General features: G+C 39.0%; 6 protein-coding genes. 3 read left to right on the top strand and 3 right to left on the bottom strand.

The genetic code is table 11. The annotated features are described in order from the left end of the window. Window positions 1-37: 37 nt before the first annotated feature. Together AC559H_RS12910 and AC559H_RS12905 are read right to left on the bottom strand one after the other, a co-directional pair. On the bottom strand, window positions 38-3,274 hold the full coding sequence (locus AC559H_RS12910; protein ID WP_026795613.1) for a non-ribosomal peptide synthetase: 3,237 nt from the start codon (window positions 3,272-3,274) through the stop codon (window positions 38-40). A 5-nt stretch (window positions 3,275-3,279) separates the two neighbouring features. Next, entirely contained in the window at window positions 3,280-9,780 is a 6,501-nt protein-coding gene (locus AC559H_RS12905) for a non-ribosomal peptide synthetase (protein ID WP_026795614.1), read from the bottom strand. 255 nt (window positions 9,781-10,035) lie between these two features. Here AC559H_RS12905 and AC559H_RS12900 point away from each other — a divergent pair, with 255 nt between their 5' ends. Genes AC559H_RS12900 through AC559H_RS12890 form a run of 3 tightly spaced genes read left to right on the top strand, consistent with a single transcriptional unit; the run spans window position 10,036 to window position 13,984 of the window. Next, window positions 10,036-11,214 carry a hydroxymethylglutaryl-CoA lyase-like TIM-barrel protein gene (locus AC559H_RS12900; protein ID WP_026785824.1) on the top strand — a complete coding sequence of 393 codons (1,179 nt, stop codon included), beginning with the start codon at window positions 10,036-10,038 and terminating at the stop codon, window positions 11,212-11,214. Beyond that, the gene (locus AC559H_RS12895; protein WP_026795615.1) at window positions 11,198-12,262 is read left to right on the top strand and encodes an isocitrate/isopropylmalate dehydrogenase family protein; all 1,065 of its coding nucleotides are present in this window, start codon (window positions 11,198-11,200) and stop codon (window positions 12,260-12,262) included. The genes AC559H_RS12900 and AC559H_RS12895 overlap by 17 nt, the downstream gene beginning before the upstream one ends. A gap of 12 nt (window positions 12,263-12,274) precedes the next feature. Further along, window positions 12,275-13,984 carry an aconitase/3-isopropylmalate dehydratase large subunit family protein gene (locus AC559H_RS12890; protein WP_026795616.1) on the top strand — a complete coding sequence of 570 codons (1,710 nt, stop codon included), beginning with the start codon at window positions 12,275-12,277 and terminating at the stop codon, window positions 13,982-13,984. Window positions 13,985-14,377: 393 nt separating this feature from the next. On the opposite strand, the gene AC559H_RS12885 is transcribed toward AC559H_RS12890, so the two are convergent. Beyond that, the gene (locus AC559H_RS12885) at window positions 14,378-16,441 is read right to left on the bottom strand and encodes an ABC transporter ATP-binding protein/permease (protein ID WP_026795617.1); all 2,064 of its coding nucleotides are present in this window, start codon (window positions 16,439-16,441) and stop codon (window positions 14,378-14,380) included. Window positions 16,442-16,623: the final 182 nt, after the last annotated feature.

The following is a 16,623-nucleotide window of genomic DNA, read 5'->3' as shown; positions in this document are numbered from 1 at the left end:
TTCCTACCTACCATTATAACATTATTTGACTTGAAAATCATAAAAATAATTGTTGTGCCACTTCATCTTCAGATAACTCGTCAATCTCCCCTAAGATTTGCGCAAATTCATCACCTTCTGCTAGTTCAATCTGTTGGTTAACAACTTTCTCTGCTAGTTGGCTAATGGTAGGATTTTCAAATAAGTAGCGGAAAGGAAACTCAATTTCAAAGGTTTCTTTTAATCGAGAAATCAGTTGAGTTGCTAGTAAAGAATGACCTCCTAATTCAAAAAAATTATCATATATTCCTACTTTTGTCAACTGTAGAACCTCAATCCAAATTGTTACTAATTCCCGTTCTGTAGAAGTCCGAGGAGCAACAAATTCAATCCCTAAATTCTGCTGAGAAATATTGGGAGCAGGTAAACCAAGACGATTAATTTTACCATTAGGAGTGAGAGGAAATTTGTCTAAAAAGACAAAAGCATTCGGAATCATATAATTAGGCAACTTTTGACTCAGAAAATTTCTGACATCACGAGTAGTTAATTGATGATTATGGGGAACAATATAAGCAACTAAAGATTTATCTCCAGGTTGATCTTCTCGTATTGTAACAATCGCTTCCCTTATTTCAGAATAATTAGTTAAAACCGTCTCAATTTCCCCTAATTCAATGCGAAAACCGCGAATTTTGACCTGATTATCAATACGTCCTAAAAATTCTAGATTTTCATCGCTCAGACGACGCACTAAATCTCCTGTTTTATAAAGAGTATCTCCATCAACAAAAGGATTATCAATAAACTTTTCGTGAGTTAATATTGGCTGATTCAAATAACCCCTGGCAACACTTTTTCCGCCTATGTAAACTTCCCCAGGAACCGCGATCGGAACTCGTTGTAAATTCTGATCAAGTAAGTAAACTCTTCTATCTCCAATCGGTTTACCAATGGGAATTGAATTGACATTTTGATCGAGTTGTTTTGGAATCACATAACAAGCGGTAAATACAGTACATTCTGAAGGGCCATAACCATTAATAATTTGTGTTTGTGGTAATAAATTTAAAGCACGACGAACATGAGAAACAGATAAAGCTTCTCCTCCTATTATTAATTGTTTAACTTCTAATAAAGCTTCTGGCATTGTATCAATAATTAGGTTAAATAAAGCACAAGTCAGCCAGAGAATATTAACCCCTTCTTCTTTGATAATTTTGCTCAAGTTTTCAGGAGTCGTAATATTGTCTGGATAAAGCACACAACGCCCCCCATAAAGCAATGGTGTCCACAATTCTAAAGTTAAAGCATCCCAAGAAATTGAAGAATGTTGTAGCCAAATATTGTCAGCCCCCAGCTTAATATAATTAACCCCAAACATAAAACCGATGAAGCTACGATGAGGAATTTCTGTTCCTTTCGGGGTTCCAGTTGAACCTGACGTGTAAATAATATAAGCTAAGTTATTGGGAGTAACTTGAGTTAATAAATTGTCAGAGGAATATTGACTAATATTTTTCCATTCTGATTCGATATTAATAACCTGTTTAATATCATCAACTGGTAATTGATTAGATAAATGAGTTTGAGTTAAAAGTATGGGGCATTTTACATCTTCGAGCATGAAAGCTAATCTTTCAACTGGATAAGCAGAATCTAAAGGAAAATAAGCTCCTCCTGCTTTAAGAATCCCTAAAATTGCGATCGCCATTAAAGGTGATCTTTCAATGCAAACCCCTATTTTATCCTCTAATTTTATACCTAGAAATTGTAAATAATGGGCTAATTGATTAGCTCTTTGGTTTAATTCTTGATAGGTTAATTGTTCATCTTTATAAACGATCGCGATCGCATTAGGAGTCTTTTCTACCTGTTTCTCAAATAACCGATGAATACATTGATAGTCAATAGTTTTGATCAGGGAATCATTTTGATTTTCTGCCAATATTAATTGTTCTTCTTCCGCTTTAGTTAATAATGAAAATTCAGAAAGACGTAGTTCTGGATGATTCGCCATTCCTGCTAATAAGGTTTGCAAATGTCCAATCATACGCTCAATCGTTTCCGCTTCAAAGCGACGGGTATCATAGACAATTCTTCCTGATAATTCTACATTAGGAATAATCACAACTGTCAAAGGATAGTTTGTTCTTTCTAAACACCGAATATCGGTAATTTCTAAGGTTCTTTGCGGAGCATTTTTCGAGGAATCTACGGGATAATTTTCAAATACCAAAATACTTTCAAATAAAGACATTTTAGGCGGAATATCACTATTTTTCTGAATATCAGCTAGGGAATAATAAGTATAGGGTTCTTGTTCAAATTGCTGACTTTGTAATGCTTTTAACCAAGGAATTAATTCCTCTTTCCCAGAAATTTGTAATCGCACTGGTAAGGTATTGATAAATAGCCCAACCATTGTATCAATATTTGCTAACTCACTCGTGCGTCCAGATGCCGTTGCGCCAAAAACAATATCCGTTTCTCCACTATAACGGGAAAGCAGTAAACCCCAAGCTCCTTGCACTAAATTATTAAGGGTTAAATGATGTTTTTGTGCCAATGATTGTAATTGGTTTGTAATCTCAAAAGATAACTTAAAAGGTATTTCTTGATAAGCCTCTTCTTGGGGTTTATTATCAATCAATTTATCAACAACCAGAGGTGTAGGTGCTTCAATCCCCTTAAGTCTTTGTTGCCAAAACTTCTGAGCTTGAGAACTATCTTGTTGCTGTAACCAACTAATATATTCCCGATAGGGATGACAGGATTTTAATTGTAAAGATTCACCTCGATTATAACTTTCATATAAATCAAAAACCTCTTGAAGAATGATCTGCATTGACCAACCATCAAAGAGAATATGATGATGACTCCAAATAAATTGGTAACTGTCGGTTTCTAACTGTATTAAAGCAAAACGCATTAAAGGTGCTTGATCAAGTTCAATCCCTGAAGCGCGATCGCTTTTCAAAAACGACTCTAACGCTTCTTTTTGTTGTAAATTATCCCAATGTTTCCAGTCATAAACCATCCAAGGTAATTCTACTTTCTGACTGACCATTTGCAGAGGCTTTTCAATTTCTTCCCAATGAAAAGAACTTCTTAACACAGGATATTTGGCCACAACTTTTTGCCAAGCCTGTTGAAAAAATGAAAGATTTAATTGTCCTTTCAAAGTACAAACTAGCTGCTCAAAATAAACCTCAGACTCTGGGGAATAAAGGGTATGAAAGAGCATACCTTGTTGCATTGGAGAGAGAGAATAAATATCTTCAATGTTGTTCATCAAAATTACCTCGTTTTACCTTTCTTTTGATTGATTTTGGACAGGAATTTATCTAGCTGTTCTTGACTAACTTGAGCAGCAGAAAAGTCTGATGGTGTATAACCTTTATCCTTGGACGACTGACAGTGAATAATTAGACTTTTTAAGACGCTCATAAATCCATTTGCCAATCTTTCAATGGTCTCTCGTTGATGAACTTTCTCACTATAAACAAATTGCATTTCTAATTTCTGGGAACGAATTAATCCACTAATTTCTAACAAATGACTGCGGTTTCCCACAAGACTTCGTTCCGTTTTCCATTCTTTGACTTCTCCTAAAACTCCTGATGCCGATAGTACCTGATCAAATTGACCTAAATAATTGAAACTAACTTGTGCTTTGACTAAGTTCTCAAATTCCTTTTTAACCTCTTGATCTTTAGACAAATACTTCAAAATGCCATGACCGATACCACGATTGGGTAAACGACGCAGTTGCTCTTTAACTGATTTTAAGGTTTCTGGAAGTTGTCCCGTTTTACTCCCTTCTAGTCGCACTGGAAATAGGGTGGTAAACCAACCAACAGTACGAGACAAGTCTATTACTTCAAATAAATCTTCTCGTCCATGGCCTTCTAAGTCAACAATTAAAGATTTTTCTCCTGTCCATTGGCTAAAACTTTCCAGTAAAGCAGTTAACAAGACATCGTTAATTTGGGTATTATAAACACCAGGAACATCTTGCAATAATCCACGAGTTTCTTCTTCATTTAAAAATAGGTTAATGGCTTTTGCCGAACTTAACTGATTACTCTCTTTTGTCCCAGAATAATCCATAGGTAAAGAAGCAATTTCTTTTGTTAATTGGGATATCCAATAATCCCTTTCTTGTTTTAATTTTTCAGATTGACTATAGGTGACTAATTGGTTAGACCAATCTTGAAATGAAGTGGTTTTTAGTGGTAATTTAATTTCTTGACTTTGACTAATTTGTTGATAAGCTGTAGCTAAATCTTCAAGTAAAATGCGCCAAGAAATTCCATCGATCGCTAAGTGATGAATTACGATGAGTAATTGACTTGGTTGTTCATTTCCTAAGTTAAATAAAACAACTTTGACAATATCTCCTGTGGTTAGGTTTAGACTCCTTTGAGTTTCTTCATCTTTGGCCATAATTGCTGTTTTTTGCGCGTTTGGAGACAGTTGTGATAAATCAATTACCTCTAAAGGTATTGCATCTTTTGTGGTACCACTAATTTGAGTTAGACTTTCATCTTCTTGAAGATAATGCAACCGCAAAGCATCATGATGATTCAATAATGCTTGTATAACTTGTTTTAATCGTTCTGGGTTTACTGTTGCTGGAACTTCAATTAATGCTGATTGATTAAAGTAATTAACATCAGGTAAATCTTGCTTAAACAACCAATGTTGAATGGGCGTTAAAGGGATAATTCCTGTGACTAATTCTTGATTAGCTTTTATTTGCTTATCTATTCCGACAACGGTAGCTAATTCTGCAATAGTTTGATACTGAAAAAGTTGCTTAGGACTTAATTGTAATCCTATTTGATTCGCCTTGGAAATCATCTGAATACTAATAATTGAATCCCCTCCCAGTTCAAAGAAGTTATCATGGATACTAACTTTTTCCAGTCTTAAGACCTCAGCCCAAATTGCGGTTAAACGTTCTTCTATGGGTGTTTTAGGAGCAGTAAACTCGCTTTCTAACGAGGAAGTCGTTTCTGGAATAGGTAAGGCACGATGGTCAACTTTTCCATTAGTAGTGATGGGAATTTCTTCTAGGAAAACGAAAGCAGAGGGAACCATATAAGGCGGTAATTTCTGCTTAAGATAATAGCGAATTTCTTCGATTTTGTTTTGATTTTTATTCCCTACGATATAGGCAACTAATCGCTTAATCCCTGGACTATCTTCCCTGGCAATAACTACCGATTGTTTGATGGATGAATATTGATTTAAGACTGTTTCAATTTCAGTCAATTCAATGCGAAAACCCCGAATTTTAACTTGAGAGTCAATGCGTCCTAAAAATTCCAAATTACCGTTGAATTTATAGCGGACTAAATCCCCTGTTTTATAGAGTTTTTCTCCTGCTTTAAAAGGATTATCTATAAATTTTTCGACCGTTAATTCTGGTCGGTTTAAATAACCCCTTGCTATCCCTAAACCCCCGATATGAAGTTCTCCAGGTACACCAATGGGCATCGGCTGTAAGTATTGATCTAATATGTAAACTTGGACGTTATTAATGGGTTTTCCGATGGGAATTTCTGCTTGATTAATAGGGCTTTCTTCCAGATAGTGTAGGGTAGAGACAACGGTGGATTCTGTGGGGCCATAACTATTAACTAATTGGGGATATTGTCCCACATATTCCTGCCACATTTTTACCCTTTCTGGTAACACTCGCTCACCCCCTAAAATTACCAATCTTAAAGATGGCGGTAATGGGAGATTTTCTTGAATAATTTCACTGACTAATAAATGCCAGTAAGCGGTGGGTAAATCCCAAATTGTTACTTCTTTTTTCTGAGATTCTTGTATAAATGCTGAGACAGATTTCATCATTTCTTCTGTTCTCAGAACTAAGGTTCCCCCAGAACTTAAACAGGGATAAATTTCTTCAGCCGCAGCATCAAAATTAATGGAAGCAAATTGTAAGACCGTATCTTGTTCCGTTATTTCATATTTTTCTATCGCACTTTTGGTAAAGTTAATCAAGGATTGATGTTCAATCAAGACTCCTTTGGGTTGTCCCGTAGAGCCTGATGTATAGATGACATAGGCAAGATTTTTCTCTTCTATGGCAACATTGATATTATTACTATTTTGTTGAGCAATAATATCTTTTTGGCTATCTAAACAAACCCATTGAAGTGTCTGTTGAGTTTTTAAATTTGCCCATTTTTCTAAAGTAACCACAATAGAAACTTGAGCATCATTAACCATATAGGCTAATCTATCTTCTGGATAGGTAGGATCTAGGGGTAGATAGGCTCCTCCTGCTTTGAGTATTCCTAATAGTCCAATGAACATTTCTAAGGAACGTTCCAGGAAAATCCCCACTAGGTTATCAGGTTTAACTCCTAATGTTTGGAGATAATGAGCAAGTTGGTTTGCTTGTTCGTTTAATTGTTGATAGCTGAGGTATTTATCCTCAAATACAACAGCGATCGCCTCTGGTGTTTTCTTGACTTGTTCTTCAAAAAGTTGATGGATTCCGTTAACTTCCTCGTACTCATGATGAGTGTTATTCCATTCTACTAATAACTGATGTTTATGTTGTTCTGTTAACAGGGAATATTGAGATAGTCTTTGATTGGGATTAGCTAAAATCCCTTGTAATAGGGTTTGATAATCTTCGACCATTCTGTTGATAGTAGATTCCTCGAAGAGTCCCGTATTATATTCCCAAACCATCGTAATTCCTTCGGTTTCAATTCCCTTTGTTTCTGTGACCGAATTACGTCCAACTCGTTGCTCAGAACGAGGAATAACCACAATATCTAAATCAAATTTTGCCGAATTATTAGCAAGGGCATCATTCGGTTTAATGCTCAATCCAGGCAAATTCAAATCAGGTAACTGAGCATCATGGAAACTAAACATCACCTGAAATAAAGGATTATAACTTAAATGACGAACGGGTTTTAACACTTCGACGACTTTATCAAAAGGTAAGTCCTCATTGGCATAACCTTCTAGGGTAACTTGACGTACTTGCTCTAACAGTTGTTTAAAAGTGGGATTTCCCGAAACATCAGTACGAAGCACGATATTATTGACAATCATGCCAATAAGTCCCTCTGTCTCCCGCAACCGTCGGTTAGCCACTCCAGAACCCACACAGATGTCTTCTTGGCCTGTATAGCGATAAATTTGCGCCACAAAGACTGCAAACATACTCATGAAAAGCGTTACCCCCTCTTGGCGGCTTAGGCTTCTTAGAGGTTGACAAACATCTAAAGGAAGATCTACCCGTACTCTTGCTCCCCCATAGGTTTGCTCGGTTGACCGAGGACGATCATAGGGTAATTCCAATAGAGGAGGACTACCCGCTAATTTTTGATGCCAATAGTTGAGTTGTGTTGTTGCTTCCTCTGTTTTCGTCCATTCTCGCTGCCAATGAGCAAAGTCCACAAACTGTAAGGAAGGTTCACTTAATGGAGAAGGTTTTCCTTGAGAAAAAGCTTGATAAAGGGTGACTAATTCCTTTAAAAATAAATTAAATGACCAGCCATCATGTACCATGTGATGTTCCACATGAATTAATACCCATTCTTGTTCATTTAATTTTAATAATGTCCAATGTATTAACGGTAATTGACTAATATCAAAGGGTTTATGGACTGCCTGTTCAGTCAATTTTTCGACTTCTGCTTCTTGTTGATCTTTGGAAACATTTTGTAAATCAATGACTGGTAATCTAACAGGTTCAGGTGGATGAATGACTTGTACCAGTTTTCCTGCTACGGCTGGAAATGTGGTGCGGAATATTTCATGACGACGCAAAATTTCACTGATACTTTTTTCTAAAATAGATACATCTAAAAAGCCTTTAATGCGTAAACTTTCTTGGAATTGATAGGCGGTGACAGAAGGTGCTAATTGTTCAATAAAATAAACTCTTTCTTGAGCAAAAGAAACAGGCAAATAACCGTCCCGTGCAATAGGCTTGATTGTTTTAAAGTTAGTTGTTTTTTTATCTTGCTGTTGCTCTGTAATTGTTTGACTTAAATCTCCAATTGTGGGATTCTCCAACAATTTTTTAAAGGAAACTTCAATCTCAAAAATATCCCGTATTCGAGATAAAATTTGTGTGGCAATTAGGGAATGTCCCCCCAAGTGAAAAAAGTTGTCATTGACCCCAATTTTTTCTAATCCAAATACCTGATGCCAAATATTTGCTAATTTTTCTTCTTGTTGATTACGAGGGGCAATAAAGGGAGTTTGACGTTCGTTCCCGTCATAATCTGGTATGGGTAAAGCTTTACGATCAATTTTTCCATTGGGACTAAGGGGCAACTCATTTAATACAACAAAAGTCGCAGGAATCATATAGCTCGGAAGCTTATTCTTCAAAAATTGTTGCAGAGTTACGGTTAAATTTTCCTCGGTTGAATGGGGAACAAGATAAGCAACTAATCTTTTATTTCCCAGAGGATCTTCTCGATCAATAACAACGGCTTGAGCGACTTGATGATGTTGAAGTAAAACGGTTTCAATTTCTCCTAATTCAACTCTAAAACCGTTGATTTTAACTTGATGATCGACTCTTCCTAAATACTCTAAATTACCGTCGGCTAAATATCTGCCTAAATCTCCAGTTTTATATAATCTTTCTGAGGGGCTAAAGGGAGCTTGAATAAATTTTTGAGCAGTTAATTCTGGACGATTCAAATAACCCCTGGCAACCGCAGTACCCCCGATATAAATTTCTCCTGGTGTTTCAGGAGGAACGGTTTTTAAGGTTTCATCTAAAACATAAACTGAAATATTTTCTCCTAAACTCTTTCCAATAGGAATTTCTGTCCTGTTGCGTTGACTTTCTGTTAGTTGTGATAGGCGACAAAGGCTTACCGCAATTGTCCCTTCCGTAGGGCCATAAACATTAATTAATTCAGGAAAATTTCCTACATTTTTAAACCACATTCTCACCAATTCTGGTTGAACTCTTTCTCCGCCGATAATGACTAATCGCAAGCTGTCTGGTAATGCCATTTTACTCTTAACTAATTCATTGACTAATAAATGCCAGTAAGCGGTGGGTAAGCTCCAAACAGTTATTTGCCAATCTTGGGATTTTTGAACAAATGAAGGAATAGAACTGATCATTTCTTCAGTTCGTAAGATTAAGGTAGCACCAGAACAAAGAGTAACATAGATTTCCTCTGCGGCCACATCAAAACTGATAGAGACAAATTGAAGAGTGCGATCGCGTTTAGTTACCTGATATTGAGCGATCGCTAGTTTAGTGAAGTTTACCAAGGATTGGTGTTCAATCATTACCCCCTTGGGTTTTCCCGTTGATCCCGATGTATAGATGACATAGGCTAAATTCTCAGGATTTACCGTATTAATCAGATTCTCTTGACTACAACTGGCAATTTTTGCCCATTGACTATCTAAACAAACTACCTGTCCTTCATAGTCGGAAATTAAGTTAGACCATTGCGTTTGCGTGACCAACACGGATATTTGAGCATCCTGCACCATGTAGGTCAATCTTTCCCTGGGATAAGTTGGATCGAGCGGAATATATGCTCCTCCCGCCTTGAGAATACCCAATAAGCCAATGACCATCTCTAGGGAGCGATCAACACAAAGTCCCACCAATGTTTCGGACTTAACCCCCAGGGTTCGCAAATAATGGGCTAGTTGATTCGCTTTAGTATTTAATTCCTCATAGGTCAATTGCCCTTGTTCTGAAAGGACGGCCACTGCTTCTGGTGCGCGTTCAACTTGGGTTTCAAATAACTGGTGGATAGATTGCTTGAACATGGAGGAAAATCCTTAGAGTAGAGAAGTCATGAACTAGAAGTCCACAGGAGCTTAAACAATAATTACACAAAGGGGGCCAGGTTAAAAGGCGATCGCTTAAAAAGTCGTTACCTGACGGGGTAACAAAAGCCTCAGATAAATCTACTCTTATCAACCTCAATTGTCAACATTCAACATTGATAGTAACATCAATGCCGTAAGTCAATCGACTTATCGGCAAGCATCTGTGGTAATTGTAATGAACTAGAGGAAAAAATGCAAACTCTTCCTATTAAAATTTCAGATACGACCCTACGAGATGGGGAACAACAAGCTGGATTATTCTTTCCCTATGAAATGAAACAGGAATTTGCTCATTTAATTGCCCAAACAGGGGTGTCTGAGATCGAAATAATGCCTTGTGTTTGTGATGACGAAACAAAATTAGTCAAAACCTTAGTAGCGCAAGGATTAAAGCATCAAATTGTGGCTGCCACCCCGATCAAAAAGGACTTTATAAATATAGCTAAAGACTGTGATCTTGGTCAGATCGTACTTTTTAAAGGACTCTCTGATCGCTTACTTTTTCTACGCGATCGGGAAATCTCTCAGATGAAAGAGTTTCAAGGAAAGACCATTGATGATCACATTCCTGACCACATTATTAACCGAATCCGTCAAAATGCCATTGATGAAATTGTTAACCATTTACGCTATGCAACTCAGGAAGCAGGATTAAGGGTAAAATTTGCGATCGAGGATGCCTCAAGGGCCGATTTTGACTTTTTGGTTGAGTGTTTGCGTACCTTCAGTCCTTATGTTGAAGACTTTTACCTCTCTGATACCGTTGGGGTTCTCAGTCCCGAAAAAAGTTATATTTGGGTTAACGATCTCTTGCAAAGTACCACAGGGGTCAATCTAGGAGTACACTACCATAATGATTTAGGCCTCGCTTTAGAAAATACCCTCCAATCAGTGATGGCAGGCGCGACCATCGTTTCGGGAACCTTTGGCGGCATTGGTGAGCGTTCTGGGAATGTTGCCATTGAACAGGTATTAAACGGCTTAAAAGTTCGCTTTGGCATTGAAGTCGAAGGCATTAACTATGAGGCGATCGCCCCAGTTCTGGATTATATGGAACAACAAGGCATTCGTCCCGCCGCTCCTTACTCCCAACAAGCACAACGCCATGAATCTGGCATTCATGTTAAGTCTTTGTTCAGCGATCCTAAAAGTTATGCTGTCTTACCCCACAACACGATTGAGATTCTCTTTGGAAAATGGAGTGGTGCGAGCAATTTCCGTTATTTATTTGAAAAAGAACTCAATCATCCCCAACCCAAGGAACAATACGAGAAAATGCGCTCTGTGATCAAAACCTTGGCTGTAGAACAAGAACGGTATTTTACCGCCGAAGAGGTAGTGGAGTTATGGAAAAATGGAACCTTTGAGTAAATCATCCTATCGTATCGTCGCCATCCCAGGAGAAGGTATTGGCCCTGAAGTCGTCGAAGCGTCTTTAACCATTCTGCGCCAAGTTGCCCAACTTGAGGGATTTGCCTTAACGATAAACTATGGCTGGCTCGGTGGAATGGCCTTAGAAAAATTAGGTAGTACTTTTCCCCCAGAAACTAGCCAACAGTGTGAAGGGTCTGATGGCATTGTCTTTGGCGCAGTAAGTCAAGGGGGACTTCTAGAACTACGGAGGCACTTCGACTTTTTTATTAATCTGCGACCCATTCGCAGTTGCCCAAGTTTACTGCATACATCCAGTCTGCGACCTGAGAAAGTGCAAGCCCTCGATATTTTAATCGTTCGAGAATTGGTCAGTGGCATCTATTTTGGCCCAGCAGGTCGGGGTACGGATGAAAAGGGAGCCTACGGCTATCACACTATGTGGTATTACGATGAAGAAATTCGTCGTATTGCAAGGATCGCCCTCCAAAAAGCCCAGGAACGTCGGGGTTTACTTACCGTTGCCCACAAAGAAAATGCCCTACCTCAGATTCCTTGGACTCGATTGGTACAAGAGGAAGCTACCAATTTTCCTGATGTGGTAGTATCTCCGATGCTCGTTGATAACTTAGCCATGCAACTGGTTCTCAATCCCCAACAATTTGATGTCATTTTGGCAGGGAATATGTTTGGGGACATTCTCAGTGATATTGGTGGAGCGTTGGTAGGTTCAATTGGATTATTGGGATCGGCCAGTCTCAATAACCAGGGTTTGGGGATGTATGAAGCCATTCATGGAACTGCCCCAGATATTGCTGGCAAGGGCATTGCCAACCCCCTGGGTACTCTAGCGGGTTGTGTTTTGATGCTACAACAATGGGGAGAAATCAAGGCAGCCCAACGGATTCTCAAGGCCCAGGAGCGACTGTTAGGCAAAGGATACCGCACCGCCGATTTGTTCCCTCAAAACCACGAAACTTTGGTCAATACGGCTACCCTCGTTGACCTATTCCTTGAAGAAATTTCCCTTGAACAACCTACTGAATAAGGAGTTTAATCCATGACTGATGCTAACAAAATCCTGTACCTGGGAAATGATATTAATACTGACGATATTATTCCCGCTAAAAGAGGGACTAATGATGATCCAGACCACTTAAAACAATATGCTTTAGAACACATCATTGGCGTGGGAGAACTACTACAATATGATGAGATCGAAGCAGGGAATAATTTTGGCTGTGGATCAAGTCGAGAAATTGCCCCCATTGCCCTAAAAGCGGCTGGCATCAAAAAAGTTAAAGCGCGATCGTTCGCCGAAATTTTCTATCGCAATAGTATTAATATTGGACTCCCCTTAGAAATTATTGGGGAGACGGAACAAAACCCTGTGGTAGAAGCGATCGCCACTGCTGGGGGATTAATGGCCTTTAATCAAAAGCGTCGTCAAGGAGAGGTTAAAATTCCGCCTAGTGTCACCCCTGCCCGTCCCATGACCAGGGTGGAAAAGATGTTAGCCAAAGCTTCAGGCAATGATTATGTGAAACCAGGAGAAGGGGTGTTTGCCAAGATTGATCTGGCTTTATCCCATGATGCGGTGGCTAGTTCGGTCGCAAAGGTATTTTATGACAATTATGGGAAAACTGCCCAATTATGGGATGCGCAACGGGTGGTGTTAGTCGCTGATCACTTTATTCAAATTAATGACATTCGCATTGATAACAAAGCCCCTGTCATGTACGAGCAGATGGTCAAATTTGCCCAAGCTCAAGGCTGTCATCTGTTTGATCTGGTTTCCCCAGGGGAAGCGGCTGGTATCTGTCATGTTTTGTTGCCAGAAAAAGGATTTATTCGCCCTGGAATGATCATTGCAGGAACGGACTCCCATACCTGTACCTATGGAGCTTTAGGAGCCTTTTCCACAGGGGTTGGAACTACAGATATGGCCAATATTTTTGCAATGGGGGATATGTGGATACGAGTCCCGCCAACCCTGGTGTTTGAGTTATCGGGAACCCTTCCTCCTCAGATTAGTGCCAAGGATATTATCTTGTTTATTCTAGGCAAATTGGGCTGTGGGGGAGCCACCAGTAAAGTTATGGAATTTCGTGGCTCTATCATTGAACAATTGCCCTTAGATGAACGCCTGACCTTGGCTAATATGGCCATTGAATGTGGTGCTATGTGTGGTTTAATTGCGGCGGATGAGGTGACAAACCATTATGTTACCAGTCGCACACCAATTGGGTTTGAAGACGCGATCGCTGACCCCGATGCCGAGTATGAAGCTGTTTATAAATTCGATCTGAGCCATTTGGAACCCCAGGTTGCCCGTCCCCCTAAACCAGATCAGGTAGTTAACATTAGTCAATTAGAAGATGTTCCCATCACCAAAGCCTTCATCGGCTCTTGTACTGGCGGAAAACTCTACGATCTCGCCCAAGCGGCGGCTGTCTTAAAAGATCGTCAGGTTGCCCAGGGAGTAGATTTATTTGTAGTGCCAGCTTCGATGGAGGTACGTCAAAAAGCCGAAGAATTGGGCTATCTTGCTATTTTTGAAGAATCTGGGGCGCAACTGCTCAAATCTGGTTGTGGAGCTTGTATTAATTCAGGAAAGGGAGTATTAGACAAGGAAGAAACGGGAGTCTATGCCACCAATCGTAATTTTAAAGGACGTAGTGGCGACCCTACCGCTAAAAATTATTTGGCTTCCCCTAGAACTGTCGCAATTTCAGCTATTAAAGGAAAAATTACTGCCAATCTTGATTAATACTTTTCTGTTGACATCCTCTCCGCCGTAGAACTTGGAAGTGGTCTTTAATTCGAGGGTTGTATGATCGGGGCTTAACGAGAGAAAAGATTATCAAGCTGTTTCAAATTATTGACAGAATGATGACTTTACCTAATCCTTTACAAGAAAGTTTAGATTTTAAAATTCAACAATTTGAGGAGGAAAGAACTATTTCCTGTAATAAGCTGTTAAGCACCTAAATTGGTGATTCGGAAATCGTAAAACCCTTGTAGTGCGAGCGTCCTCGCTCGCTAGGTTATCAAGTTTAAATGCGTAACAGCTTAATTCTTTTTCGTTAACTAAAGTTAGAGTCATTTTTGCTCCTAAATTAATGTGATGGTTTGACGTTGTTTTTAACTATCCCTGTATCGGCTAAATCCTTAGCCATTTTAAGATTTTAGGGTCTTTATCATAGTGATAGGTAAGTCCATCATTTCCCGTAATGGATTTTCCCCGACTGGCTAGGTTTCTAATACTACTGACGGAATAGTTGCTTAATTTCGTCATTTGTGCGTGGGAAAGTCCTTCTTCTGTCAGGATTGTTGTCGTTGGAGATTCAAGGAGGAGTTCCTGGGAAGAATTAATTTGAGGTTTCATTGCGGCTTGCTGATGAGGTAAGTTTTCGACTCTAGCTTGAGAATTATCGCCAGGAACACTACTAATTTCTTCAGCTTTTTGTCGGCGATAGTCCTGAACTGTGAGCAGTTGCCAATGGGAATCCTCAGAGAGTTCTAAAACCCATTGATGATAGTTAAAGAGACTTTCCCGATGTCCGACACTAATAAAAGTTGTGTTAGTTTTTTGTAATTGCTGATATAAATTCCCCTCATTTTTGAAGTCCAAAGCACTGGTGGCTTCATCTAGGATAGTAAAACTGGGACGGGTAATTAATACCCTGGCAAAAGCCAAACGTTGTTGCTCTCCTAGAGATAAAATGTTTTCCCAAGACTCTTCTGTATCAAAACCATTGATTCGATTTAGCAGATTTTGGAGATTGACTTGTTGTAAAACTTCTCTTAATTCTGCCTCACTTTTTTCTTGATTGCGATTGGGATAAAGTAACTGTTCTCGCAAGGTTCCTAATATTATGTAGGGACGTTGGGGCAAAAATAATACTTCTTCTAGGGGGGGACGCACTAATCGGCCTGTTCCTGCATTCCATAAACCAGCGATCGCCCGAAGCAAGGAACTTTTACCCCGACCACTCGGCCCGACAATCAATAGACCTTGCCCAGGCTGAACAGAAAGGGAAAGGTTTTCAACAATTACCTGTTCATAATCGGGAGTTTGCAAAGTCACATTTTCAAAGGCAAAATGGTTTTCTTCGATGGTCTTAATCGTGCTTACATTTTCGGGTTGTTTAACGACTTCTTCTAGGGCTTGAGAAAATTCCGATAGACGTTCAACATAACTGCTAAATCGTCCTGAAGTCCCAAATTCACCGATTAATTCCCCTAGCGCACTAGCAAACAAATTAGCTGCTAAACAGGCTTGCCCGACCTGTCCGAAACTAATGCCATCACTATTCATATACAAAGGCCCTAGAATGACAAAGGTAAATACTTGGATCGCCGCCTGATAGCCCCGATTAAATATTTCTGTGCCTCTCTCCCAATCAATTTTACGTTTAGCACTGTTCAAAATATTATTAAATCTACGCTGAATAATACTTAATTCTTGGGTTTCTCCATCAAAGAAAGCGATTGATTCCGCATGAGTCCGAACATGAGTTAGAGCATAATTGTAATTAGCTTTAAGTTCTAATTCTTCTTGGGTAATTTTATTTAAGGCTTGGTTTAGATAGATAGCAATGGCGTTACCGATGACTGTCCAAACGACTAAAAGAATGGCAACAAAAGGGGAAATTAACCAGAGAATCACTAAAAAAGTGATCATCTCTAGGACATTTTCTAGGCAAACCGTAAAAAAACTGAGGGCGTTACTGGTAATTGGCTCAATTTCCTGGGATAGGCGTTGATCTGGGTTATCTAAATCGGATTTAAAATTAATTTTGTAATAAGCGCGATCGCTGAAATATTTTGCTAGAATCCAGCTATTGAGCCATTCATACCAATCCAGAGCGATTCTTTTTCTGAGAAATTTAAGCAATCCAACCAAAAGTGTAACAAAGAGCAGTCCAACCGCGAAAACCACCAAAGTTTTGACAAATTTATCAAAATTATCCTTGGCAATGATGACATCAACTAAATAATTACTCACAAAACTATTCAAGGCATTTAAACCCACAACGGTTAGAATTATCCCGATTAATAAAATCAGCATTGCCCAAGATTTAATCACATCGGAAAAAGCTCTTCCCCCCGTTATAGTCGGATACCAATAGGGGGCTGCGATCGCCTTTACACTTGCCCAAAATTTGGTGACATTGGAGATAGGATTAGTTGTCGCTTGATCTTGAGAGGCTTGGGGGGACATATTCTCAGCAATAAGGGCAATTTGGGTTTAGTGTTCTTGAATTGGGCTAAACAGGCAAAATTAACAAGATTTTATCTAGTTCGAGTTTGACAACTTCTTGACTCCCAGTTATCTTACTACACGCCCATTATTCTGACAATCAGCATCTAAACCCCGCCAACAATGGGAATTGGATTTTTTGC

This window comes from Planktothrix prolifica NIVA-CYA 540, from assembly GCF_963864145.1.
GTDB classification, from domain to species: domain Bacteria; phylum Cyanobacteriota; class Cyanobacteriia; order Cyanobacteriales; family Microcoleaceae; genus Planktothrix; species Planktothrix agardhii.
The sequence above is the reverse complement of the archived record's forward strand: the minus strand, read 5'-3'. Positions and strand labels throughout refer to the sequence as shown.

Coding starts and splice junctions, on each gene's coding strand:
- AC559H_RS12910 (WP_026795613.1), bottom strand. CDS start 3,274: ATGAACAACATTGAAGATATTTATTCTCTCTCTCCAATGCAACAAGGT.
- AC559H_RS12905 (WP_026795614.1), bottom strand. CDS start 9,780: ATGTTCAAGCAATCTATCCACCAGTTATTTGAAACCCAAGTTGAACGC.
- AC559H_RS12900 (WP_026785824.1), top strand. CDS start 10,036: ATGCAAACTCTTCCTATTAAAATTTCAGATACGACCCTACGAGATGGG.
- AC559H_RS12895 (WP_026795615.1), top strand. CDS start 11,198: ATGGAACCTTTGAGTAAATCATCCTATCGTATCGTCGCCATCCCAGGA.
- AC559H_RS12890 (WP_026795616.1), top strand. CDS start 12,275: ATGACTGATGCTAACAAAATCCTGTACCTGGGAAATGATATTAATACT.
- AC559H_RS12885 (WP_026795617.1), bottom strand. CDS start 16,441: ATGTCCCCCCAAGCCTCTCAAGATCAAGCGACAACTAATCCTATCTCC.